23 protein-coding genes and 1 tRNA gene are annotated in these 23,971 nt (G+C 61.9%); 23 read left to right on the forward strand and 1 reads right to left on the reverse strand.

Annotation, left to right across the window (positions count from 1 at the left end; genetic code table 11):
* Nucleotides 1-21 precede the first annotated feature (21 nt).
* From carB to V6M37_RS08895, 3 genes are read left to right on the forward strand one after another with little or no spacing between them, the layout of a single operon-like run.
* Entirely contained in the window at nt 22-3,249 is a 3,228-nt protein-coding gene (gene carB, locus V6M37_RS08885) for a carbamoyl-phosphate synthase large subunit (RefSeq protein ID WP_332672425.1), read from the forward strand.
* Nucleotides 3,246-3,722: a transcription elongation factor GreA gene (gene greA, locus V6M37_RS08890; RefSeq protein WP_332672427.1), complete on the forward strand. Its 477-nt coding sequence runs from the start codon at nt 3,246-3,248 to the stop codon at nt 3,720-3,722. The genes carB and greA overlap by 4 nt, the downstream gene beginning before the upstream one ends.
* Before the next feature lie 52 nt (nt 3,723-3,774).
* On the forward strand, nt 3,775-4,239 hold the full coding sequence (locus V6M37_RS08895) for a DUF4149 domain-containing protein (protein ID WP_332672429.1): 465 nt from the start codon (nt 3,775-3,777) through the stop codon (nt 4,237-4,239).
* Nucleotides 4,240-4,260: 21 nt separating this feature from the next.
* On the opposite strand, the gene V6M37_RS08900 is transcribed toward V6M37_RS08895, so the two are convergent.
* Nucleotides 4,261-4,734, reverse strand: a complete 474-nt coding sequence (locus V6M37_RS08900; protein ID WP_332672544.1) for a YhbY family RNA-binding protein — start codon at nt 4,732-4,734, stop codon at nt 4,261-4,263.
* A 39-nt stretch (nt 4,735-4,773) separates the two neighbouring features.
* Between V6M37_RS08900 and rlmE the strand changes: the two genes are divergently transcribed.
* From rlmE to nuoI, 20 genes are all read left to right on the forward strand, one after another.
* Entirely contained in the window at nt 4,774-5,397 is a 624-nt protein-coding gene (rlmE, locus tag V6M37_RS08905) for a 23S rRNA (uridine(2552)-2'-O)-methyltransferase RlmE (RefSeq protein ID WP_332672431.1), read from the forward strand.
* A gap of 229 nt (nt 5,398-5,626) precedes the next feature.
* Complete coding sequence (ftsH, locus tag V6M37_RS08910; RefSeq protein WP_332672433.1) at nt 5,627-7,522, forward strand: ATP-dependent zinc metalloprotease FtsH; 1,896 nt, start codon at nt 5,627-5,629, stop codon at nt 7,520-7,522.
* A gap of 64 nt (nt 7,523-7,586) precedes the next feature.
* Nucleotides 7,587-8,426: a dihydropteroate synthase gene (gene folP, locus V6M37_RS08915; RefSeq protein WP_332672434.1), complete on the forward strand. Its 840-nt coding sequence runs from the start codon at nt 7,587-7,589 to the stop codon at nt 8,424-8,426.
* 61 nt (nt 8,427-8,487) lie between these two features.
* Nucleotides 8,488-9,840: a phosphoglucosamine mutase gene (glmM, locus tag V6M37_RS08920; RefSeq protein ID WP_332672436.1), complete on the forward strand. Its 1,353-nt coding sequence runs from the start codon at nt 8,488-8,490 to the stop codon at nt 9,838-9,840.
* A 313-nt stretch (nt 9,841-10,153) separates the two neighbouring features.
* Nucleotides 10,154-11,146: a PstS family phosphate ABC transporter substrate-binding protein gene (locus V6M37_RS08925; RefSeq protein ID WP_332672437.1), complete on the forward strand. Its 993-nt coding sequence runs from the start codon at nt 10,154-10,156 to the stop codon at nt 11,144-11,146.
* A 54-nt stretch (nt 11,147-11,200) separates the two neighbouring features.
* Complete coding sequence (pstC, locus tag V6M37_RS08930) at nt 11,201-12,160, forward strand: phosphate ABC transporter permease subunit PstC (protein ID WP_332672439.1); 960 nt, start codon at nt 11,201-11,203, stop codon at nt 12,158-12,160.
* A 10-nt stretch (nt 12,161-12,170) separates the two neighbouring features.
* Nucleotides 12,171-13,094 carry a phosphate ABC transporter permease PstA gene (pstA, locus tag V6M37_RS08935; protein ID WP_332672441.1) on the forward strand — a complete coding sequence of 308 codons (924 nt, stop codon included), beginning with the start codon at nt 12,171-12,173 and terminating at the stop codon, nt 13,092-13,094.
* 11 nt (nt 13,095-13,105) lie between these two features.
* Nucleotides 13,106-13,978 carry a phosphate ABC transporter ATP-binding protein PstB gene (gene pstB, locus V6M37_RS08940; RefSeq protein WP_442881003.1) on the forward strand — a complete coding sequence of 291 codons (873 nt, stop codon included), beginning with the start codon at nt 13,106-13,108 and terminating at the stop codon, nt 13,976-13,978.
* 149 nt (nt 13,979-14,127) lie between these two features.
* Nucleotides 14,128-14,913: a triose-phosphate isomerase gene (tpiA, locus tag V6M37_RS08945; protein ID WP_332672442.1), complete on the forward strand. Its 786-nt coding sequence runs from the start codon at nt 14,128-14,130 to the stop codon at nt 14,911-14,913.
* Nucleotides 14,910-15,272, forward strand: coding sequence for a preprotein translocase subunit SecG (secG, locus tag V6M37_RS08950; RefSeq protein ID WP_332672444.1), 363 nt, complete (start codon nt 14,910-14,912; stop codon nt 15,270-15,272). The genes tpiA and secG overlap by 4 nt, the downstream gene beginning before the upstream one ends.
* A 61-nt stretch (nt 15,273-15,333) precedes the next feature.
* Nucleotides 15,334-15,418: transfer RNA gene (locus tag V6M37_RS08955), tRNA-Leu, on the forward strand.
* A 91-nt stretch (nt 15,419-15,509) separates the two neighbouring features.
* The gene (ndhC, locus tag V6M37_RS08960; RefSeq protein ID WP_332672445.1) at nt 15,510-15,884 is read left to right on the forward strand and encodes an NADH-quinone oxidoreductase subunit A; all 375 of its coding nucleotides are present in this window, start codon (nt 15,510-15,512) and stop codon (nt 15,882-15,884) included.
* 3 nt (nt 15,885-15,887) lie between these two features.
* Nucleotides 15,888-16,364, forward strand: coding sequence for a NuoB/complex I 20 kDa subunit family protein (locus V6M37_RS08965; RefSeq protein WP_011238548.1), 477 nt, complete (start codon nt 15,888-15,890; stop codon nt 16,362-16,364).
* 14 nt (nt 16,365-16,378) lie between these two features.
* Nucleotides 16,379-16,984, forward strand: coding sequence for an NADH-quinone oxidoreductase subunit C (locus V6M37_RS08970; protein WP_332672448.1), 606 nt, complete (start codon nt 16,379-16,381; stop codon nt 16,982-16,984).
* Entirely contained in the window at nt 16,977-18,230 is a 1,254-nt protein-coding gene (locus V6M37_RS08975) for an NADH-quinone oxidoreductase subunit D (RefSeq protein ID WP_332672449.1), read from the forward strand. The genes V6M37_RS08970 and V6M37_RS08975 overlap by 8 nt, the downstream gene beginning before the upstream one ends.
* A gap of 50 nt (nt 18,231-18,280) precedes the next feature.
* Nucleotides 18,281-18,760: an NADH-quinone oxidoreductase subunit NuoE gene (gene nuoE, locus V6M37_RS08980; RefSeq protein WP_332672451.1), complete on the forward strand. Its 480-nt coding sequence runs from the start codon at nt 18,281-18,283 to the stop codon at nt 18,758-18,760.
* A complete protein-coding gene (nuoF, locus tag V6M37_RS08985) occupies nt 18,757-20,070 on the forward strand; it encodes an NADH-quinone oxidoreductase subunit NuoF (RefSeq protein WP_332672546.1) in 1,314 nt (437 codons plus the stop codon). The genes nuoE and nuoF overlap by 4 nt, the downstream gene beginning before the upstream one ends.
* Nucleotides 20,070-22,406: an NADH-quinone oxidoreductase subunit NuoG gene (gene nuoG / locus V6M37_RS08990; protein ID WP_332672548.1), complete on the forward strand. Its 2,337-nt coding sequence runs from the start codon at nt 20,070-20,072 to the stop codon at nt 22,404-22,406. The genes nuoF and nuoG overlap by 1 nt, the downstream gene beginning before the upstream one ends.
* Nucleotides 22,406-23,455, forward strand: a complete 1,050-nt coding sequence (gene nuoH / locus V6M37_RS08995; RefSeq protein WP_332672453.1) for an NADH-quinone oxidoreductase subunit NuoH — start codon at nt 22,406-22,408, stop codon at nt 23,453-23,455. The genes nuoG and nuoH overlap by 1 nt, the downstream gene beginning before the upstream one ends.
* Before the next feature lie 10 nt (nt 23,456-23,465).
* Complete coding sequence (gene nuoI, locus V6M37_RS09000; RefSeq protein ID WP_332672455.1) at nt 23,466-23,951, forward strand: NADH-quinone oxidoreductase subunit NuoI; 486 nt, start codon at nt 23,466-23,468, stop codon at nt 23,949-23,951.
* The last annotated feature ends 20 nt before the right edge of the window (nt 23,952-23,971 follow it).

Below are 23,971 nucleotides of genomic sequence, written 5' to 3' on the forward strand. Positions count from 1 at the left end.
ACGCAATACCGAGGTTAGGCAATGCCTAAGCGCACAGACATACAGACCATACTCATCATCGGCGCCGGCCCGATCATCATCGGGCAGGCGTGCGAGTTCGACTACTCCGGCGCACAGGCTTGCAAGGCGCTGCGGGAGGAGGGCTACAAGGTCGTCCTCGTCAATTCGAACCCGGCGACGATCATGACGGACCCCGAAACGGCAGACGTCACGTATATCGAGCCCATCACGTGGCAGGTCGTCGAGAGCATCATCGAGAAGGAGCGGCCCGACGCGCTGCTGCCGACGATGGGCGGCCAGACTGCGTTGAACTGCGCGCTCGACCTCGCGAAGAACGGCGTGCTCGAGAAGTATGGCGTCGAGCTGATCGGCGCCTCGCGCGACGCGATCGACAAGGCCGAGGACCGCCTGAAGTTCAAGGACGCGATGACCAGGATCGGCCTCGGCTCGGCCCGTTCCGGCATCGCGCACAGCATGGAAGAAGCGCTGCAGGTGCAGGGTGGAATCGGCTTCCCGGTCATCATCCGCCCGTCCTTCACGCTGGGCGGCACCGGCGGCGGCATCGCGTACAACATGGAAGAGTTCGACGAGATCTGCAAGCGCGGTCTCGAGGCGAGCCCGACCAACGAGCTGCTCATCGAAGAATCGCTGATCGGCTGGAAGGAATACGAGATGGAAGTCGTCCGCGACCGCGCGGACAACTGCATCATCGTCTGCTCGATCGAAAACCTCGACCCGATGGGCGTGCATACCGGCGACTCGATCACCGTCGCGCCGGCGCAGACGCTCACCGACAAGGAATACCAGATCCTGCGCAACGCCTCGATCGCGGTCCTGCGCGAGATCGGCGTCGACACCGGCGGCTCGAACGTGCAGTTCGCGATCAACCCGAAGGACGGTCGCATGATCGTCATCGAGATGAACCCGCGCGTGTCGCGTTCGTCCGCGCTCGCGTCGAAGGCGACCGGCTTCCCGATCGCGAAGGTCGCCGCGAAGCTCGCGATCGGCTACACGCTCGACGAACTCAAGAACGATATCACCGGCGGCGCGACCCCGGCGTCGTTCGAGCCGTCGATCGACTACGTCGTCACGAAGATCCCGCGCTTCGCGTTCGAGAAGTTCCCGCAGGCGAATGACCGCCTGACGACGCAGATGAAGTCGGTCGGCGAAGTCATGGCGATGGGCCGCACGTTCCAGGAGTCGTTCCAGAAGGCGCTGCGCGGTCTCGAAGTCGGGGCGTATGGGCTCGACGAAGTCGAAGCCGACCGGGAGGACCTCGAACACGAACTCGCGAACCCGGGCGCGCAGCGGATCTGGCATGTCGGTCAGGCGTTCCGCGAGGGCTACACGCAGGAGCAGGTCTTCAACCTGACGAAGATCGACCCGTGGTTCCTCGCCCAGATCGAAGACATCGTGCTGACCGAGAAGGCGCTCGGCGGGCGCTCGCTGAAGGCGATCCCGGCCGGCGAGCTGCGCGAGTTGAAGCGCAAGGGTTTCTCCGACCGCCGGCTCGCGAAGCTGCTCGGCGTCGACGAAACGGCTGTCCGTCTGCACCGTCACGCGAACGGCGTGCGCCCCGTTTATAAGCGGGTCGATACCTGCGCGGCCGAGTTCTCGACCTCGACCGCATACATGTACTCATCATACGAAGACGAGTGCGAGGCGCAGCCGACGGACAAGAAGAAGATCATGGTGCTCGGCGGCGGGCCGAACCGGATCGGGCAGGGGATCGAGTTCGACTACTGCTGTGTCCATGCCGCGCTTGCGCTGCGTGAGGATGGCTATGAGACGATCATGGTCAACTGCAACCCCGAGACCGTCTCGACTGACTACGACACGTCCGATCGCCTGTACTTCGAGCCGATCACGCTCGAGGACATTCTCGAGATCGTGCACGTAGAGAAGCCGGTCGGCGTGATAGTGCAGTTCGGCGGACAGACGCCGCTCAAGCGCGCTCAGGCGCTCGAGGAGAACGGCGTGCCGATCATCGGCACGAGCCCCGACATGATCGACGCGGCCGAAGATCGCGAGCGCTTCCAGAAGCTGCTGAACGACCTCGGCCTGAAGCAGCCGCCGAACCGCACCGCGCGCACGCCGGAAGCGGCCGTTCGCCTCGCGGCCGAGATCGGCTATCCGCTCGTCGTGCGGCCGAGTTACGTGCTCGGTGGTCGCGCGATGGAGATCGTCCACGAGCAGAAGGATCTCGAGCGCTACATGCGCGAAGCGGTGAAGGTTTCGAACGAATCGCCGGTGCTGCTCGACCGTTTCCTCAACGACGCGACCGAAGTCGACGTCGATGCGCTGTCCGACGGCAAGCAGGTGATCATCGGCGGCATCATGGAGCACATCGAGCAGGCGGGTGTTCACTCCGGCGACTCCGCATGCTCGCTGCCGCCCTACACGCTGTCCGCGAAACTGCAGGACGAACTCCGCCGGCAAACCGAGGCGATGGCGCGCGCGCTCAACGTATGCGGCCTGATGAACGTCCAGTTCGCGATCCAGGGCGATGGCGACGAGGCCGCGGTGTACGTGCTCGAAGTGAATCCGCGCGCGTCGCGCACCGTGCCCTTCGTGTCGAAGGCCTGCGGGCTGCAGCTCGCGAAGATCGCGGCGCGCTGCATGGCGGGCCAGAGTCTCGTGAGCCAGGGCGTTACCGGGGAGGTCGTTCCGCCGTACTACTCGGTCAAGGAAGCGGTATTTCCGTTCGTGAAATTCCCGGGCGTCGATACGATTCTCGGGCCGGAAATGAAGTCGACGGGCGAAGTGATGGGCGTCGGCCGCAGCTTTGCGGAAGCCTTCGTCAAGTCGCAGCTCGCGGCCGGGGTGCGGCTGCCGCAGTCGGGGACGGCGTTCGTCAGCGTCAAGCCGTCCGACAAGGGCGTCGCGGTCGAGGTCGCGCGCGAATTGCATGAACTCGGTTTCGGTCTCGTCGCGACGCGCGGCACGGCGTCGGCGATTGACGCAGCGGGCCTTCCCGTGACCGTCGTCAACAAGGTCAATGAGGGCCGCCCGCACGTCGTCGACATGATCAAGAACAACGAAATCAGCCTCGTGATCAACACCGTCGAAGAAAAGCGCCAGGCGATCGTCGACTCGCGGTCGATCCGCACCAGCGCGCTCGCAGCGAAGCTCACGGTGTTCACGACGATCGAGGGCGCGCGCGCCGCGTGCATGGGCATGCGCCACCTCGAAGGGCTCCAAGTCTATGGGCTGCAATCGCTGCACGCCGAAGTGAAAAAACAATCATGAGCAAGACGCCTGTCACCGTTACCGGAGCGGAAAAGCTCCGCCAGGAACTGCACCGGCTCAAGACCGTCGACCGTCCGAACGTCATCGCCGCCATCGCGGAGGCGCGTTCGCACGGCGATCTTTCGGAAAATGCGGAATACGACGCGGCAAAGGAGCGCCAGGGCTTCATCGAGGGCCGGATCAAGGAGCTCGAGGGGAAGATCTCGAACGCCCAGGTCATCGATCCGAAGCTGCTCGACGCGGACGGCCGGTGTGTGTTCGGCGCGACCGTCGAACTCGAGGACATGGAATCGGGATTGACGGTGACGTACCAGATCGTCGGCGACGACGAGGCCGACGTGAAGGAAAACAAGATTTCGATCAGCTCCCCGATCGCCCGGGCGCTGATCGGCAAGTTCGCCGGCGACATCGCGGAAGTTCAGGCGCCGGGCGGGTTGAGGGAGTACGAGATCATCGACGTCCGTTACGTGTGAGTCCCATCGTTCCGAATTCCGTGGCGCTTTCCAATCGGGGCTGGTCGGCACCGTGAGTCGTCTTTCCGAGCAGTTCTTGCTCGTGCTGACGACGTTATGGATCGGGGCGATGTGGTCGATCGGCTACATCGTCGCGCCGACACTGTTCAGCATGCTCGGCGATCGGATGCTTGCCGGCAACGTCGCCGGACGCCTGTTTGCGATCGTCGGCTGGATCGGAATCGGCGCGTCCGTGTACGTCCTCGGTTTCCTCCTCATGCGCCAAGGTTGGCGGGCTTTTCGAAGCTGGATCTTCTGGCTCGTCGTGGTGATGCTGCTGACGACCCTCGCGAGCCAGTTCGGTATCCAGCCGCTGATGGCGCAGATGAAGGCGGACGCGTGGCCCCGTGAAGTGATGGACACCGTGATGCGGGGCCGCTTCGCGACGTGGCATGGCATTTCGAGCGTGCTCTATCTCGTCCAGAGCGCGCTCGGGTTACTTCTGATCCTCGGCACGCGGAAGTTGCTGGGCCGCTGACGAACCGTCCGTCAGCGGCGGTCAGTTTCCGCGAGCCGGTCCGGCTTTTTTCGTGGCGGCGCGCGTCCGCTTTGCCGCGAGACGCTTCTTGTCCGAGGCCGCCTTGATGAGCGCGGTACGACGCGCTGCGGCGGCGAAGGCCCGGGCGGATTTCGCTTTCGCGAGGCCCGTGGTGTTCGCGGCCGGGTTGGCCGATTTCGCCGGGGCCGTCTTTTCGGCTTCTTCGCGTCGCTCGCGCCACACGACGAGGATCGTGCCGATATGCTGAACCGGGGAGGCGCCGACGGCGTCGCAGAGGGCTTTCATCAGTTCTTCGCGGGCGTCGCGCTCCGCGCCATGGACTTTTATCTTGATCAGCTCGTGCGCCTGCAGGGAGCGGTCGATCTCGCCCATGACCGCCGGTGTCAGACCGTTTCCGGCGATGCTGACGACGGGATTCAGATGGTGGGCGCTCGCCCGCAATTCGCGCCGCCGGGCGGGGGTAAGCTCGCTCATTATTTTCTCAAATCTTTCAGGGGCATGGATTCTACTCCGATGAAGCGAACCAAGACCAGCAAGGCGTGGATGCAGGAGCACGTGAACGATCCCTACGTCCAGCGCGCGAAGAGCGAGGGCTATCGCTCGCGGGCCGCGTTCAAGCTCATGGAGATCGACGATCGCGACCGTCTGTTGCGGGCCGGGATGGTCGTCGTTGATCTCGGCGCGGCGCCGGGTTCGTGGTCGCAGGTCGCATTGCGGCGCGTAGGCGCGGCAGGCCGCGTGTTCGCGCTCGATCTTCTCGCGTTCGAGGCGCTGCCGGGGGTCGAATTCCTGCAAGGGGATTTTCAGGACGAAGCGGTGCTCAGGGAACTCGAGACACGGCTCGGCGACTTGCGCGCCGACGTCGTACTCTCGGACATGGCGCCGAACATGTCCGGGATCGATACGGTGGACCAGGCACGATCGATTTACCTCGGCGAACTCGCACTCGACTTTGCCGCACGGCATCTGAAGCCGGGCGGTTCGTTCCTCGTGAAGGTTTTCCAGGGCGACGGGTTCATGCAGTACCGGGGCGAAATCCAGAGGCATTTCAACTCGCTGCAGGTGCGCAAGCCGAAGGCCTCGCGCGATCGCAGCCCGGAAGTTTATCTGCTCGGATTAGGAAAGCGGGGGGACTGAGCGGACTCGAACGCCGGTTCGGCCTGCCTGAAACGGGAGATTCTTCCCGACGGACTTGAATAATCCACGGACGCCCCCAACTCCGCGGGGAGAACGAGCAGATCGGCCGCCGGCACCACGCCGTCGCCATTGCCCGGGACCATCGGGACGATTGGTTTACGCCGCGGAACGTTCGCCACTAGAATGGGTCAATCTGTCGCTGCCCCAGTTGGGCTTTCAAGGAAAGAAGTTGAATAATCTCTTCAAGAATCTCGCGATCTGGATGGTTATCGGCGTCGTGCTGATGACGGTATTCAACCAGTTCAACACGCGGCAGGTGTCGACCAACACGATGGAGTACTCCCAGTTTCTCGAGGAGGCCCGTGCCGGTCGCATCGCGAAGGCGACGATCGATGGGCGTCTCGTGCGTGCCACGACGCAGGAAGGGCGGCAGATCACCGTCTACACCCCCGGCGTGCAGGACATCTGGATGGTGTCTGACCTGATGCGCTCGGGTGTGGCGGTCAACGCGAGCAAGCCCGAGGAGGAGCAGTCCTTCCTGATGAGCATCTTCGTGTCGTGGTTCCCGATGCTGCTGCTGATCGGCGTCTGGGTGTTTTTCATGCGGCAGATGCAGGGCGGCGGCAGGGGCGGAGCGTTCTCGTTCGGCAAGTCGAAGGCGAGGATGCTCGACGAAAGTGCGAACTCGCTGTCGTTCGCCGACGTCGCCGGGTGCGACGAGGCGAAAGAGGAAGTTTCGGAGCTTGTCGACTTCCTGCGCGACCCGTCCAAGTTCCAGAAGCTCGGCGGACACATCCCGAAGGGCGTGTTGATGGTTGGTTCGCCGGGTACCGGCAAGACGTTGCTTGCAAAGGCGATAGCGGGCGAAGCGAAAGTACCGTTCTTCTCGATCTCCGGTTCGGACTTCGTCGAGATGTTCGTCGGTGTCGGTGCGGCCCGGGTCCGCGACATGTTCGAGCAGGCGAAGAAGCACGCGCCGTGCATCATTTTTATCGATGAGATCGATGCCGTGGGCCGCCAGCGCGGTGCCGGCATGGGCGGTGGTAACGACGAGCGGGAGCAGACGCTGAACCAGTTGCTCGTCGAGATGGATGGCTTCGAAGGTCAGACAGGCGTGATCGTCATCGCGGCGACGAACCGCCCGGACGTTCTCGATCCGGCGTTGCTGCGCCCGGGCCGCTTCGACCGTCAGGTGGTTGTCCCCTTGCCCGACATTCGGGGGCGCGAACAGATCCTGAAGGTGCATATGCGCAAGGTGCCGATTGCGCCCGACGTCGAGCCCGTCATCCTTGCACGCGGGACCCCGGGTTTTTCCGGCGCCGATCTCGCGAACCTCGTGAACGAGGCGGCGCTCTTTGCGGCCCGCGGTGGCAAGCGCCTGGTCGACATGGAAGACTTCGAGCGCGCCAAGGACAAGATCATGATGGGTTCCGAGCGGCGCTCGATGGTGATGCCTGAAGAGGAACGGCGGAACACCGCGTTCCACGAGTCGGGCCACGCGGTCGTCGCGAAGCTGCTCGATAAGACCGATCCGGTCCACAAGGTCACGATCATTCCGCGCGGGCGGGCGCTCGGCGTGACGATGCAGTTGCCCGAAACGGACCGCTACAGCCAGGATCGCGAACGTCTGCTGCAGACGATCGCGGTGCTCTTTGGCGGCCGGATCTGCGAAGAGTTGTTCATGGACCAGATGACGACCGGCGCGTCGAACGACTTCCAGCGGGCCACGGATCTTGCCCGCCGGATGGTGACGCAGTGGGGGATGTCGGATACGCTCGGCCCGATGGTGTATGGGGAAGAGGAAGGCGAGATCTTCCTCGGCCGCCAGGTGACCACCCATCGCAACGTGTCGGAGGCGACGATGCAGAAGGTTGACGCCGAGATTCGCCGCATCATCGATCAACAGTACGCGCTGGCGCGGCGGCTGATCGAGGAGAACCGCGACAAGATCGAGGCGATGACGAGTGCGCTGCTCGAGTGGGAAACGCTCGATGCGGAGCAGATCGACGACATCATGGCCGGCCGTCCTCCGCGTCCGCCGAAGCCGAGTTCGCAGCCGGCGCGCCGCGCGCCGAAGGACGACGCGCCGGGCGCAGCGCCTACGGCTCCGGCTCCCGCGGCCTGATCGAGGCCTATTGATCCGAGCTACGAAGGCCGGCGCAAGCCGGCCGTTTCTTTTCGGGGGTCGTATGCAGATGCTCAAGTGCGGTCGTTTCGAAATCGATCTCGCGCGTCCGCGGATCATGGCAATCATCAACGTGACGCCGGACTCCTTCTCCGGCGACGGGCTCGGACGCGACGTCGACGGCGCGCTGCGCCGCTGCGAGGCAGCCGTCGAAGCCGGTGCCGATTTCCTCGATCTCGGCGGAGAATCGACGCGTCCGGGTTCGCAATCCGTTTCCGAGGAGGAGGAACTCGACCGGGTCGTGCCGCTCGTCGAGCGGCTTGCCGATTGGCCGGTTCCGGTTTCGATCGACACGGTGAAGCCGGCCGTCATGCGCGCATCGCTCGCGGCCGGCGCGAGCCTGATCAACGACATCAACGGTTTCCGCGCGGCCGGCGCGGCCGACGCGCTTCGCGGCAGCGACGCGGCCGTGTGCGTGATGCACATGCAGGGTGAGCCGCGAAGCATGCAATCGAGCCCGCACTACGACGATGTCGTCGGCGAAGTACTCGATTTTCTGGCACAGAGAGTTCGCGAACTCGAAGAGCAGGGCATCGACAAAAGCCGCATCACGATCGACCCGGGGTTCGGGTTCGGCAAGACGCTCGAGCACAACCTCGCGATGTTTCGCGCGCTCGATCGTTTCGCCGCCACCGGGTGGCCGGTCCTCATCGGCGTTTCGCGCAAATCGATGTTGGGGGCGATCACCGGACGAGCGGTCGCCGAGCGGACACCCGCGAGCGTTGCCGCTGCATTGATGGCGGTCGAACGGGGCGCACGCATCGTACGCGTGCATGACGTCGCAGCGACGCGCGACGCTCTTTCGGTCTGGGAGGCCGTCGAGAACGTAACAGTGTCGAGCTGAAGGCCCGGAGGTCGAGCGCGGTAATGCCATAATTCGCCCATTTCGATTTTCGGGGAGAAAAATGGGACGGAAGTATTTCGGCACCGATGGCGTCCGGGGCAGGGTGGGCGACTCGACAATCACGCCGGATTTCGTCATGCGGCTCGGATTTGCCGCGGGCGTGACGCTCGTGTCACGCGGACAGTTGCCGCACGGCGACCGCCCGGCCGTGCTGATCGGCAAGGACACGCGCATTTCCGGGTACATGCTGGAAGCGGCGCTCGAAGCGGGTTTCGCCGCTGCAGGTGTCGACGTAATGCTCGCCGGTCCCGTTCCGACGCCGGCGGTCGCGTACCTTACCCGCGCGCTTCGTCTGCAGGCAGGCGTCGTGATCTCCGCCTCCCATAACCCTTATTACGACAACGGGATCAAGTTTTTCTCGGCAAGCGGTGCGAAGCTGCCCGACGCGATCGAGGAAGAGATCGAGACGCTCGTCGATCGCCCGATGACATGCGCCGAATCCGCTTCGCTCGGCAAGGCACGCCGCATCAACGACGCCGCGGGTCGGTACGTCGAGTTCTGCAAGAGCACGTTCCCGAACGACCTGGATTTGCGCGGCCTGCGAATTGCGCTGGACTGTGCGCATGGGGCGGCCTACCACATCGCTCCCAGCGTTTTCCATGAACTCGGCGCAGAAGTGGTGACGGTCGGCGTGGATCCGAACGGCCTGAACATCAATGACGAGGTCGGCGCCACTTGTCCGGAAACCCTGCGGGCGGCGGTCCTCGCCAACGGGACCGATCTAGGGATCGCGCTCGACGGCGACGGTGACCGGCTGATCATGGTCGACCGCGACGGGAGTATCTACGACGGCGACAAGCTGCTGTACGTCATTGCACGTGCGAGGAAGGCGGCCGGCCGTCTCGAGGGGGTCGTCGGCACGCAGATGAGCAACCTCGGCTTCGAGCATGCGATCGCGCGGCTCGGTGTTCCGTTCGCCCGCGCGAAGGTCGGCGACCGTTACGTGCTGGAAATGCTTCACGAGCGCGGGTGGAAACTCGGCGGCGAGAATTCCGGCCATATCATTTGCCTTGACCGGCACACGACCGGCGACGGCATCGTGTCAGCGCTGCAGGTTCTGGCTGCCCTGATCGAAAGCGGACAGACCCTTGCCGAGGCCTGCGCGGACCTCGTTTTTTATCCGCAAAAACTTGTCAATGTGCGTCTGCCGTCCGGTTTCGACTGGCAGGCGGACAAGCGTATCGATCGGGCCCGCGCGCAGGCGGAGTCCGAGCTGGGCGACCGCGGCCGGGTACTCTTGCGACCCTCGGGCACCGAACCGCTCCTGCGCGTCATGGTTGAAGGCCAGGATGCGGTCGAGGTGGAGCGACTCGCCGGAAGAATTGCCGACTGCATCACGCGCTGCACTCTCTGAGCTGCGACGGGCCGGATTCGGCCAGGTTGGGGTGCGACGAGCTTGATGCCGAGGAGGGTCGAAACCGGCCCGCGGATTGTGACATGTCACATTCCTGAAATCTGCGATCTCTACACTGCGCGTGCTCGTACCGGTCCAGGGCTCGGCGCAGCGGCGCTTCAGCAGGTGCCGAGGCGAAACGCGAGGCGGCGGCGTCTATGCCCTGAGGTCCGTTTCGGGCGTGTTTCTGCTGTGTCGCGCGCCGCCGCGCGACGTCCTGCATTCCGATGACGTCGATTTCGAATCGACATGGTTCGCCAACAGGAGATTTTGCATGTCTCGTATGAAGCAGATCGCTTTCGCCGCCGCAGTCGTCGCCTTCGGTCCGCAGTTCGCGCAGGCCCAATCCGTCGTCAAGGTGGACGGCTCGAGTACGGTGTTTCCCGTCACCGAAGCGGTCGCTGAGGATTTCCAGAAATCCGTGAAGGGGAAAGTGAAGGTGACGGTCGGGATTTCCGGCACCGGCGGGGGCTTCAAGAAGTTCTGCCGCGGCGAGATCGACGTAGCCGGCGCGTCGCGTCCGATCCTGAAGAAGGAGATGGAGGCTTGCGGCCAGGCCGGCATCAAGTACTACGAGATTCCGGTTGCGTTCGATGCGCTGACTGTCGTCGTCAATCCGAAGAACGAATTCGTCAAGCGATTGAGCGTCGAGCAGCTCAAGAAGATGTGGGAGCCGGCTTCGCAGGGAACGGTCACGACCTGGAAGCAGGTCGACGCCTCTTTCCCCGACGCCCCGCTCAAGCTCTTCGGCGCAGGTTCCGATTCGGGGACCTTCGATTACTTCACCGAAGCCGTCGTCGGCAAGGCGAAATCCTCGCGTGGCGACTACACTGCGTCGGAAGACGACAACGTGCTGGTCCAGGGCGTGTCGCGCGACGTGAATGCGATCGGCTATTTCGGCTACGCGTACTACGCCGAGAACAAGGGCAAGTTGAAGGCGGTGCCGATCGTGAATGCGTCGGGCAAGGCCGTGGAACCGTCGCCGCAGACCGTTGCGGACGGCTCATATAACCCGCTGTCGCGGCCGATCTTCATCTATCTCAGCGAGAAATCGCTGGAGCGGCCGGAAGTGCGCGATTTCGTGACTTTTTACTTAAAGAACGCAGGCGAACTCGCCGCGGAAGTCAAGTACGTTCCGCTCCCCGCGAAGGCTTATGAAACGGCCCTGGATCATATCGCCAAGAAAAAGGTCGGCACGGTCTTCGGCGGTGAGCCCGAAATCGGCGTGACGATCGATTCGCTGCTGAGCCGCGAAGCGAAACTCTAATTGACGAAGCGCACGGCGTGGGCCGTGCGCAAGTTTTTTCGTTGCCGTTGAAGAATGAAAGATACCGACACTGTCAGCGCTGTGGGGAGTGCCCAATTTCCGCCGACGGTCGTGAGCGACCGGTTGGCGAAGAAAGGGCTGCGCAATTTCAGGGAGCGCGTTATCGAGTTGCTCCTGTTCGGGGCCGCGGGCGTGTCCGTTCTCACGACGATCGGCATCATCTGGGTGCTCGTCAGCGAATCGTTTCACTTTTTCGAGACCGTCCCGCTGCTGGATTTTCTTACGGATACGATGTGGACGCCTCTTTTCGCCGATCCGCATTACGGGATCCTGCCGCTGCTCGCCGGGACGCTGACAACTTCGCTGGTGGCCCTCGTCGTGGCGATCCCGCTCGGGACGACGATCGCGATTTACCTGTCCGAGTTCGCACCCGCAGCCGTTCGTGAAGTGGTGAAGCCCTTTCTGGAGCTTCTCGGCGGAATCCCGACGATCGTCTATGGCTATTTCGCGCTCGCGGTCGTCATCCCGCTGCTGCAAGTCTTCATTCCGAGCCTGCCCGGGTTCAACATGCTCGGCGCCGGCATCGTCATGGGCATCGCGATCATTCCCTACGTCAGCTCGCTCGCGGAGGATGCGATGCGGGCCGTGCCGATGAGCATGCGCGAGGGCGCCTACGCGATGGGCAGCACGAAGTTCCAGACCGCCGTCCGGGTCGTCTTTCCCGCAGCGCTTTCGGGAATCCTTTCTGCATATGTATTGGGGATTTCTCGGGCGGTCGGTGAGACGATGATTGTCGCCGTGGCAGCGGGGATGCAGCCGAATTTCACGGTGAACCCGATGGAGCAGGCGCAGACGATCTCGGCGTATATCGTGCAGGTGGCCCTGGGCGACTTGCCCCACGGTTCGATCGGCTACCAGTCGATCTTCGCGGCCGGATTGAGTCTGATGTTGATGACGCTGCTGCTCAACATCGCGGGTCAGATCATTCGCCGCCGCTTCCGCGAAGCTTACTGAGAGGGCGAGCATGAAATCTTCCGAACTCTCGATCATCCACGGCATCGTCCGGCGCAACAAGCGCTGGGACATCATCTTTGCCGTGGCAGGCGTCATTGCGCTGATGGTCGGTGTGCTGACCTTTCTCGCGCTATTCCTGCAAATGGCTTACTCCGGCTGGGAGCGGCTGACCCCTGAATTCTTCACGAATTTCCCGTCACGGCGTGCCGGGCAGGCCGGCATCCTCTCGGCCTGGGTGGGTTCGCTGCTCGTGATGCTTGTCACCGCGTTGTCCGCGGTGCCCTTGGGTGTCGCCGCGGGCGTCTATTTGGAAGAGTACGCGCCGAAGAACCTCATCACCGAGATCATCGAGATCAATGTTACGAATCTCGCCGGCGTTCCGTCGATCGTGTACGGCCTGCTGGCCCTGGGCGTCTTCGTATACACGTTCGGCTTCGGTCAGAGCATCCTTTCGGCGGGCCTGACCCTCGGGCTCCTGATCCTGCCGGTCGTCATCGTCGCCACGCGCGAAGCGATCCGTTCGATACCTCAGCACATCAGAGAGGGGGCCTACGCCGTTGGCGCCACGCGATGGCAGGTCACGCGCGACCACATCGTCCCGTATTCGATGCCGGGAATTCTCACCGGCGTCATCATCGGGATGTCGCGCGCGATCGGAGAAACGGCGCCGATCATAACGATCGGCGCGCTGACCTTCATCGCTTTCCTTCCCGAGTCACCGATCGGCCCGGAATTTCCGTGGATCAATTTCGATTGGCTCAAATCGGGTTTCACCGTGATGCCGATCCAGATGTTCAATTGGACCTCGCGCCCGGAGGAGGCTTTCCAGCAGAACGCAGCTGCAGCCGGCTTCATCCTGGTTCTTATGACCCTGGCCATGAATGCGGTGTCGATCTGGATTCGTTATCACTTGCGCAAGGACATCAAATGGTAGGAAGCGCCCCGATGCGTTCCAGCAATCTTTCGGACAACGATTCGGTCGCAGCACCCGCGGCGGGCAGCGTCGCGACCGCCCTCAGGGAGCGGGGCGCGGATGAGCGGCCCCAGTCAAACACTCCCGCCGTCAAAGCCGCCGCAGAGGATTTCAGTTTCTACTACGGCAACTTCAAAGCGTTGAAGTCAATAACGCTGCCGATTCACGAGAAACAGGTGACTGCCCTGATCGGCCCGTCCGGTTGCGGGAAATCGACCCTCCTTCGTGCGTGCAACCGGATGCACGACCTGTATCCCGGCAATCGCTACGAAGGGGCGATCCGGCTTTATCCCGACAACACGAATCTTCTCGACGCGTCCGTCGATCCGATCGAAGTACGCATGCGGATCGGGATGGTTTTCCAGAAGCCGAATCCGTTTCCGAAATCGATCTACGAGAACGTCGCGTACGGATTGCGGGTGCGCGGAGAGCGGAGCCGATCCGTGCTCGACGACCGCGTCGAGCAGGCGCTGAAGGGGGCCGCCCTGTGGACGGAGGTGGAGAAGCGCCTCAACGACCCCGCCTTCGCGTTGTCGGGCGGGCAGCAGCAGCGGCTGTGCATCGCACGTTGTCTTGCGACCGACCCTGAAGTGCTCCTGTTCGATGAGCCGACTTCCGCGCTCGACCCGATCGCGACGGCAAGCATCGAAGAGCTGATCGACCAGTTGCGCGAACGCGTCACGATTCTGATCGTGACCCACAACATGCAGCAGGCGGCCCGCGTATCCGACTACACGGCGTACATGTACCTCGGGGAACTGATCGAATTCGGACGGACGCGACAACTTTTCGTCAATCCGACTCGCCGCGAAACGGAAGATTACATTACCGGTCGGTTCGGCTGAAGGGGCCGGGCTGTATGTACTGCGGCCGGATATGCCGAGGTCGCGCGCTCCGCGTCGAACCCGCTGCAGGGTCGGCAACTTCCGCATTCGTCTTTACCATGCGCGGTCAGGCAGGATAGAATCGCACGATTTTATTGGGTTCGGGGCGGATGAGACGTAAGCTTGTCGTCGGGAACTGGAAAATGAACGGCGATCTGGCCCGCAACCGGGAGTTGCTCGGCGCGCTCTCGACGCGGGTGCCCGATGAAGTCGATTGCGCGGTCTGCGTTCCATTTCCGTACCTCGCTCAGGCTCGGGAGCTTCTTTCCGGTGCTTCCGTCACTCTCGGGGCGCAGGACGTCAGCGAATTTGCGGAGGGGGCATATACCGGGGAAGTGAGCGCGGCGATGCTCGCGGACTTCGGTTGTCGCTACACGATCGTCGGTCATTCGGAACGAAGATCGATGTTCGGCGACGACTCCGCACTCGTCGGTCGAAAGGCCTTGGCGGCGATGCGTGTCGGGCTTGTTCCGATCCTCTGCGTAGGAGAGTCGCTCGAAGAGCGTTCATCGGGACGGACGGAAGCAGTCCTTCGAGGGCAACTCGATGCCGTGGCCGGGATTGTCGGTGCTTCGTCACTCTCCAAGCTGGTGATCGCGTACGAACCCGTCTGGGCCATCGGCACGGGGCAAGCCGCTTCCGCTGCTCAGGTCCAGAGCGTCCTGTCTTTCGTGCGCGGTTGGCTTGCGGATCGAACCCCCGGGGCCGACGACGTCAGAATCCTTTACGGTGGAAGCGTGAAACCGGAGAGTGCGGGACCCCTGTTCGGTTTGCCGGATTCGGATGGGGGCTTGATCGGGGCGGCTTCGTTGATCGCCGCCCAATTTCTCGGTATCTGCGAAGCGGCACGGATCGCTTGGCAGGATAATGTGCGGCAATTCGAAGGTCTTAAATGAATAATCTCGTTTTCTCACTCGTTCTGACGGTTCACGTGCTCGTCGGGCTTGGCGTAATCGGTCTGGTATTGATGCAGCATGGAAAGGGCGCCGATGCCGGTGCGGCGTTTGGCGGCGGGGCTTCCGGCAGTGTTTTCGGATCCTCGGGCTCTGCGAATTTCCTGAGTCGGACGACGGCGGTTTTGGCGGCGATTTTTTTTGCGACGAGCCTTGGGCTCAGTTACCTCGCAAGTGATAAGCCGGCGCGGCCGACGAGCGTGATGGAAGGCGCCGCTCCCGCAGTGGCCCCGGCAGGCGCCGCTGGTGCGACGGGCGACGGAGTGCCGCAGGATTCGAAAGCACAATCGATCCCAAAATAGATTTCTTTAGGCTTTGCGTAGTCGGAAAAACGTCGTATAATTTTGTGGCTGTAACAAACGTGCCGACGTGGTGAAATTGGTAGACACGCCATCTTGAGGGGGTGGTGGCGAAAGCCGTGTGAGTTCGAGTCTCACCGTCGGCACCAGTATTCGAGATCGCCCGCGAAAGCGGGCGTTTTCTTGCGGCTTCTTCTCTGAAGCTGGAATTGACGAGAAATTCAAACGGGGTGTGGTGCGATGCTGGAAAATTACTTTCCTGTTCTGATGTTCATCCTCGTTGGTCTGGGATTCGGGCTTGTCCCGGTAATTCTCGGTCGTCTTCTTGCTCCCTATCGACCTGGCAGTGAAAAGCTGTCGCCCTATGAGTGCGGTTTCGAGGCGTTCGAAGACGCGCGCATGAAATTCGACGTTCGCTATTATCTGATAGCGATTCTCTTTATTCTTTTCGACCTCGAAATCGCCTTTTTGTTTCCATGGGCGACCGTCTTCCAGGAATTCATTGCGGCTGGCGAAATTGCCTGGTTCGTATTTGGGTCGGTGATGCTGTTTCTTGCCGTGCTGGTAATCGGCTATGTCGTCGAGTGGAAAAACGGTGCGCTCGACTGGGAGTGAGGTATGAGTATTGAGGGCGTCTTTCGCGAAGGATTCGTGACAACTTCGCTCGATGCGGTAATCAACTGGACGCGAACCGGCTCGTTGTGGCCCATGACGTTCGGATTGGCGTGCTGTGCAGTCGAAATGATTCACGCGGGATGTGCGCGTTACGACCTGGACCGGTTCGGCGTCGTGTTCCGGCCGAGTCCGCGCCAGTCGGACCTGATGATCGTCGCCGGGACTCTGTGCAACAAGATGGCGCCGGCGCTGCGCAAGGTGTATGACCAGATGGCCGAGCCGCGGTGGGTCATTTCGATGGGCTCCTGCGCGAACGGCGGCGGTTATTACCACTATTCATATTCCGTTGTCAGAGGCTGCGACCGGATCGTGCCGGTGGACGTCTATGTCCCCGGTTGCCCCCCGACCGCCGAGGCGCTGCTTTACGGAATCATCCAGTTGCAGAACAAGATCAAGCGCACGAACACCATCGCGCGGTGACGAGTGGCCCATTTATGAGTGCAAAGCTGGAACGTCTGAGTCAGTCGCTGAAGGATGTCCTGGGTGGGAGCCTGCAATCGATCGTCGTTGATCGTGGCGAAGTGACGATCGAAGTCGCGGCGAGTGCGCACACTTCGGTCGCGCAGATTCTGCGCGATCACCTCGATTTGCGGTTCGAGGAATTGATCGATCTCTCCGGACTCGATTATTCCGCTTACCGGCAAGGTGATTGGGCGGGCAAGCGGTTCGCGGTTGCGGTGCACCTTCTTTCGCTCACGCACAATTGGCGCGTGCGCCTGCGGACTTTTGCTGACGACGATGCGTTTCCGGTGCTCGAATCGCTGGTCGGCATTTGGCCCGGTGCCAACTGGTATGAGCGCGAGGCATTCGATCTATACGGGATCCTGTTTGCCGGCCATCCCGATTTGCGCCGCATCCTGACGGACTACGGATTCGTCGGGCATCCATTCCGCAAGGACTTTCCGGTGTCCGGCTACGTCGAAATGCGATACGACCCGGAGCAGGGGCGAGTCGTCTATCAGCCGGTGACGATCGAGCCGCGCGAGAATACACCGCGCATCGTGCGCGAAGAGAACTACGGGGATGTCGGCAATGGCTGAGATTCGCAATTACACGATCAACTTCGGGCCGCAGCACCCGTCCGCGCACGGCGTGTTGCGCCTTGTCCTCGAGTTGGACGGGGAAGTTGTCGAGCGGGCTGACCCGCATATCGGGCTGCTTCACCGCGGCACTGAAAAGCTGGCCGAAACACGCACCTGGGTGCAGTCCGTTCCGTACATGGATCGACTCGACTACGTGTCGATGATGTGCAACGAACATGCGTATTGCATGGCGATCGAGCGCTTGCTCGGTATCGAAGTACCGCTGCGTGCGCAGTACATCCGCGTAATGTTCGATGAAGTCACGCGGATTCTGAATCATCTTCTCGGTATCGGTACTCACGCGCTCGATATCGGCGCAATGACGATGGTGCTGTACACGTTCCGTGAGCGCGAAGATCTCATGGACGCGTACGAGGCGGTTTCGGGCGCGCGGATGCACGCCGCCTACTATCGGCCGGGCGGCGTCTATCGCGATCTCCCTGACCGGATGCCGCAGTACGAGACCAACAAGTTCAAGAACGCGAATACGGTTCGCGAGCTGAACGAGAATCGGCAGGGCTCGCTGCTCGATTTTCTCGAGGACTTCACGGCACGGTTTGGGGGCTATTGCGACGACTACGAGACGCTTCTGACCGATAACCGGATCTGGAAGCAGCGTACCGTCGGTATCGGCGTCGTGACGCCCGAGCAGGCGAAAGCCTGGGGGTTCACCGGGCCGATGCTGCGTGGATCCGGCATTGCGTGGGATTTGCGCAAGAAGCAGCCGTACGAGGTGTACGACCGGCTCGATTTCGATATCCCGGTCGGCAAGAACGGTGATTGCTATGACCGGTATCTCTGCCGCATGGAAGAGATGCGGCAGTCGAACCGGATCGTCAAGCAATGCATCGAGTGGCTGCGTAAGAATCCCGGTCCGGTAATTGTCGACAATTACAAGGTCGCGCCGCCGCCGCGCGAAAGAATGAAGAGCAACATGGAGGAGTTGATCCACCATTTCAAGCTCTTCACCGAAGGAATGCACGTTCCCAGCGGCGAAGTCTACGCCGCAATCGAACATCCGAAGGGTGAGTTCGGGGTGTACGCGGTGTCCGACGGCGCCAACAAACCCTACCGGCTCAAGCTCCGCGCGCCCGGTTTCGCACACCTCGCCGCGATGGACGAAATCGCGCGCGGCCACATGATCGCGGACGTCGTCGCCATCATCGGCACGATGGACGTTGTCTTTGGCGAAATCGACCGCTGACGGAACGAAATGACGAACGTCGACACGCAACCCGGGAAGACGAGTACGAAATGCTGAGTCTGGAATCGCTACAACAGATCGACCGCGAGATTGCGAAGTACCCGGTCGATCAGAAACAGTCTGCGGTAATGTCGGCGCTGCGCATTGCGCAGATCGAAAAGGGTTGGCTGGCGAAGGAAACGATCGAGTTCGTCGCCGACTATCTCGACATGCCCGCGATCGCCGCCTACGAGGTTGCGAGTTTCTACAACATGTACGACCTGCAGCCGGTGGGACGACACAAGATCACCGTGTGCACGAATCTCCCCTGTGCGCTGTCCGGCGGCGTGCATGCGGCGGATTACCTGAAGCAAAAACTTGGAATCGACTTCAACGAGACCACTCCCGACGGCAAGTTCACCCTCAAGGAGGGTGAGTGCATGGGGGCTTGCGGCGATGCTCCGGTACTGCTGATGAACAATCATCGCATGTGCAGCTGGATGACAGAGGAAAAGATCGATCAATTGCTGGCCGATCTGGAAGACAAATGAGCGCACGCGGACTTATTCTCGCCGGCGTCGACGGCGACCGTACCTGGCGGTTACAGGATTACATCGAGCGCGGCGGTTACTCGGCGCTAAAAAAGATCGTCGCCGAGAAGATCGCTCCCGAAGCGATCATCGCCGAGCTGAAAGCGTCCTCGCTGCGGGGACGGGGCGGCGCGGGTTTTCCGACGGGATTGAAGTGGAGCTTCATGCCCCGTTCGTTTCCAGGGTCGAAGTATCTCGCATGCAATTCTGATGAAGGCGAGCCGGGGACTTTCAAGGATCGCGACATCCTGCGGTACAACCCGCACAGCGTCATCGAAGGCATGACGATCGCCGCCTATGCGATGGGTTGCGAGCGCGGGTACAACTACATTCACGGCGAGGTTTTCGAAATTTACCAGCGCTTCGAGGAAGCGCTGGTTGAAGCACGGAATGCCGGATTGCTCGGCGCAAACATTCTGGGTTCGGAGTTCTCGTTCGAATTGTTCGCTCATCACGGTTACGGCGCTTATATCTGCGGCGAAGAAACCGCATTGCTGGAATCGATCGAAGGGAAGAAGGGGCAGCCGCGCTTCAAGCCGCCTTTTCCGGCAAGTTACGGCCTGTACGGGAAGCCCACGACGATCAACAACACCGAAACGTTCGCGTCCGTCCCGTTCATCATGAACATGGGCGGCGAGGCGTTTCTCGGTCTCGGCAAGCCGAACAACGGGGGCACGAAACTGTTTTCGGTGTCCGGGCACGTAAATAAGCCCGGTAACTACGAGATCGAATTGGGGACGCCTTTCTCCGAGTTGCTCGAGATGGCCGGTGGAATGCGCGGAGGGCGCAAGCTCAAGGGCGTGATTCCCGGCGGATCTTCTGCGCCCGTGTTGCCTGGGGCGATCATGATGGATTGCACGATGGACTATGACTCCATCGCGAAGGCCGGATCGATGCTCGGTTCCGGCGCGGTTATCGTCATGGACGAGACGACGTGCATGGTGAAGGCGCTCGAGCGTCTCTCGTATTTTTACTTCGAGGAATCGTGCGGCCAGTGCACCCCGTGCCGTGAAGGAACGGGTTGGCTGTACCGGGTGGTACATCGGATCGAGAACGGCTTGGGACGTCCAGACGACCTCGATCTGCTGAATTCGGTGACGGGCAACATCATGGGCAGGACGATTTGCGCGCTCGGCGACGCGGCGTCGATGCCGGTGCAAAGTTTCATCAAGCACTTCGGCTCGGAATTCGAATACCACATCGAAAACAAGAAATGTCTTGTGCCGCCCGAGGTTCAGTACGAAGGCAGCAAAATCTACGTGAGTCAGTGATGCTAGAGATTGAAATCGACGGCAAGCAAGTATCGGTCGAGGACGGCAGCACCGTAATGGATGCTGCTACGAAGGCTGGTTCATACATTCCGCACTTCTGTTACCACAAGAAGCTTTCCATTGCAGCGAACTGCCGCATGTGTCTTGTGCAGGTCGAGAAGGCGCCGAAGCCGCTTCCCGCCTGCGCGACGCCGGTTACCAATGGCATGAAAGTGTGGACGCGGTCCGAACAGGCGATCAAGGCCCAAAAGGGCGTGATGGAATTCCTGCTGATCAACCACCCGCTCGACTGCCCGATCTGCGATCAGGGCGGCGAGTGCCAGTTGCAGGACCTTGCGGTGGGTTATGGCAGCAGCCAGTCCCGCTACGAGGAAGAGAAGCGCGTCGTCTTCAACAAAAACCTCGGCCCGCTGGTTGCGACGGACATGACCCGGTGCATCAACTGCACCCGCTGTGTCCGCTTCACGACCGAGATCGCTGGCATGATGGAACTTGGTCAGGCGTTCCGCGGCGAACACGCCGAGATCATGCCGTTCGTCGAGAAGACCGTCGATTCCGAACTGTCGGGCAATATCATCGACCTCTGCCCGGTCGGAGCCCTGACGTCGAAACCGTTTCGCTTCGCCGCACGCACCTGGGAGCTGTCGCGGCGAAAGTCGATCAGCCCGCACGATTCGCTCGGCTCGAATCTCATCGTTCAAGTGAAGCACGACGTCGTGAAGCGCGTTCTACCGCTCGAAAACGAGGAAATCAACGAGTGCTGGTTGTCGGACAAGGACCGGTTCTCGTACGAAGGCCTGAACAGCGAGGAGCGGCTCACGGTCCCGATGGTCAAGCAGGACGGAGAATGGAAGCAGGCGGACTGGCAGACCGCGCTCGAGTTTGCCGCAAACGGATTGCTTGCCGTTGCGAAGGAGCACGGGCCGGCGGCGATCGGCATGCTCGCCTCGCCGCATTCGACCCTCGAGGAACTGCATCTTCTGCAGAAGTTCGGCCGCGCACTCGGAACCGACAATATCGACTTCCGGCTGCGGCAGACCGACTTCCGCGCGGATGGCCACCTGGAAGGCGCGCCCTGGCTCGGAATGGCGGTCGCTGACGTCGCGATCCTCGACCGTTTGCTCGTCGTCGGCAGTTTTTTCCGCAAGGACGCGCCGCTTCTCGCGCAACGTGTCCGTCAGGCCGCGAAGCGGGGGCTTCAAGTCGATTCGATAAACGCGGCATCCGATGACTGGCTCCTGCCGGTGAGGAACGGCGTCGTCGTCGCGCCGTCGGCAATGGTCACAACGCTCCTGCAAGTGGCCGCCGCACTGGCGGGCGAAAAGGGCGTCGCACTGCCGGACGCACTTGCCGCGTCGGCTCCGAGCGAGATCTCGGCCGAAGCGCGTGCGATCGCCCAGAACCTTGCGAGCGGCGGTCGGGTCGCCGTCTGGTTGGGTAATTTCGCTGTTCAATCCGCCCGCGCCGCAGAGCTGCAGTTCGTCGCCCAGGAGATCGCGCGTATCAGCGGTGGTTCGTTCGGGGTGATCGGCGAGGCCGCGAACAGTGTCGGTGGCTATCTTGCGCAGGCAGTGCCGATCGTCGGCGGGTTCAATGCGAGACAGATGATCGAGCAGCCGCTGAAGTCGTACGTCTTGCTGGGCGCCGAACCGGATTTCGATTTCGCGAACCCCACTGCGACGGTGTCTGCGCTGCAAGGCGCCGAACTGGTCGTTGCGCTGTCGAGCTTCACGTCGCCCGCGTTGCTGTCTTGCGCCGATGTGCTGCTGCCCGTCTCTCCGTTTACGGAGACGTCCGGCACCTTCGTGAACTGCGAGGGCAGGGTGCAGAGCTTCAACGCGGTGGCCCGTCCCCGAGGCGACACGCGACCCGGCTGGAAGGTGTTGCGCGTGCTCGGCAATCTCCTCGATCTCGATGGGTTCGACCAGAACGATTCCGAGGCCGTCGCAGCCGAGGTGTTGTCGGAAGATGTCGTTGCACGGCTCGGTAACGGCGTCAAGGACATCGAACTCTCCCCGACGAAGGCTTTGCAGGCGCTGGAGCGTGTCAGCGACGTCCCGATTTACTTCGGCGACCCGCTCGTCCGCCGCTCGCCGCCCTTGCAAAAGACGCGGGATGCTGCCGCAGTCGTCGCGCGCGCGAGCGCCGCGACCCTTTCGCGGCTCGGAATCGAATCGGGCAGTCGTGTCCGCCTGAAGCAGGGCGCTGCAACCGCCGAACTTGCAATCGTTGCCGACGACGGCGTGGCGCCCAATTGCGTGCGGATCGCGGCTGCCCATCCCGCCACCGCGGCGCTCGGCTCGATTTGCGGCGAAATCAGCGTGGAGCGTATCTGATGGAAGCGTTGCTCGAACCCGTTGCGCAGTTGTTCGGCCCGGCGTGGCCGGCGGTTTGGACTCTGACCAAAATCGTCGCGATCATCGCACCGCTGATGCTGTGCGTTGCCTACCTGACCCTTGCTGAGCGTAAGGTCATCGGGTACATGCAGGTCCGTATCGGTCCCAACCGTGTCGGCCCGAAGGGTCTCCTGCAGCCGATCGCCGACGGGCTCAAGCTGCTGTTCAAGGAAATCATCGTTCCGTCGAGCTCGAACAAGGGGCTCTTCATCCTCGGTCCGATTCTCGCGATCGCGCCGTCGCTGGCTGCCTGGGCGGTCGTTCCGTTCGGCGACGGCATGGTTCTCGCCGACGTCAATGCGGGCTTGCTGTTCCTGCTCGCGATCACGTCCGTCGAGGTCTACGGAGTGATCGTCGCCGGCTGGGCGTCGAACTCGAAGTACGCGTTTCTGGGATCGATGCGCGCTGCAGCACAGATGGTGTCGTATGAAGTCGCGATGGGCTTCGCCCTCATTTGCGTCCTGCTGATCTCTTCTAGCTTGAATCTTTCCGACATCGTCCGATCGCAGGGGCAGGGTCAATTTCACGATATGGGACTTTCCTTCCTGTCGTGGAACTGGCTGCCACTGCTGCCGATGTTCGTGGTTTACCTGATTTCCGGAATCGCCGAGACGAACCGCGCTCCGTTCGACGTCGTCGAGGGCGAGTCGGAAGTGGTCGCGGGGCATATGGTCGAGTATTCGGGGATGGCCTTCGCGCTGTTCTTCCTAGCTGAATACGCGAACATGATCTTGGTGTCGATCCTTACATCGGTCCTGTTCCTTGGCGGCTGGTTATCACCGGTTGGATTCCTGCCTGACGGTTTCCATTGGCTCGCGCTCAAGACGGCGGCGATCCTGTTCATGTTCCTGTGGGCCCGCGCAACGTTTCCCCGGTTTCGCTATGACCACATCATGCGTCTGGGCTGGAAGGTATTCATTCCGATCACGCTCGTCTGGGTGATCGTGGTTGCGGTGTGGATGATGTCCCCACTGTCGATTTGGAAGTGAGAGGCTGAAGATGGGTGCCAAGGATTACATCGGTAGCCTGTTCCTCAAGGAACTCGTGAAGGGACTTGCGCTGACGGGACGTCATCTGTTCGCGCGCAAGATCACCGTCCAGTTTCCGGAGGAGAAGACCCCCGCGAGTCCGCGTTTCCGCGGCCTTCATGCGTTGCGCCGGTATCCAAACGGCGAGGAGCGCTGCATCGCATGCAAGCTCTGTGAAGCGATTTGTCCCGCGTTGGCCATCACCATCGAGTCCGAGCAGCGTGACGACGGTTCCCGTCGGACGACGCGTTACGACATCGATCTCACGAAGTGCATTTTTTGCGGCTTCTGTGAAGAGGCCTGTCCGGTGGATGCGATCGTCGAAACGCGCGTGTTCGAGTATCACGGAGAAAAGCGCGGCGACCTCTACTACACCAAGCAGATGCTGCTGGCGAACGGCGATCGGTACGAAGCGCAGATCGCCGCGGACCGGGAAGTCGACGCCAAGTACCGCTAAGGGAGGGCGCCGGTCGGCGC

Origin of the sequence: Aromatoleum sp. (assembly GCF_036675785.1) — a bacterium.
In the GTDB taxonomy this organism is placed as follows: Bacteria; Pseudomonadota; Gammaproteobacteria; order Burkholderiales; family Rhodocyclaceae; genus Aromatoleum.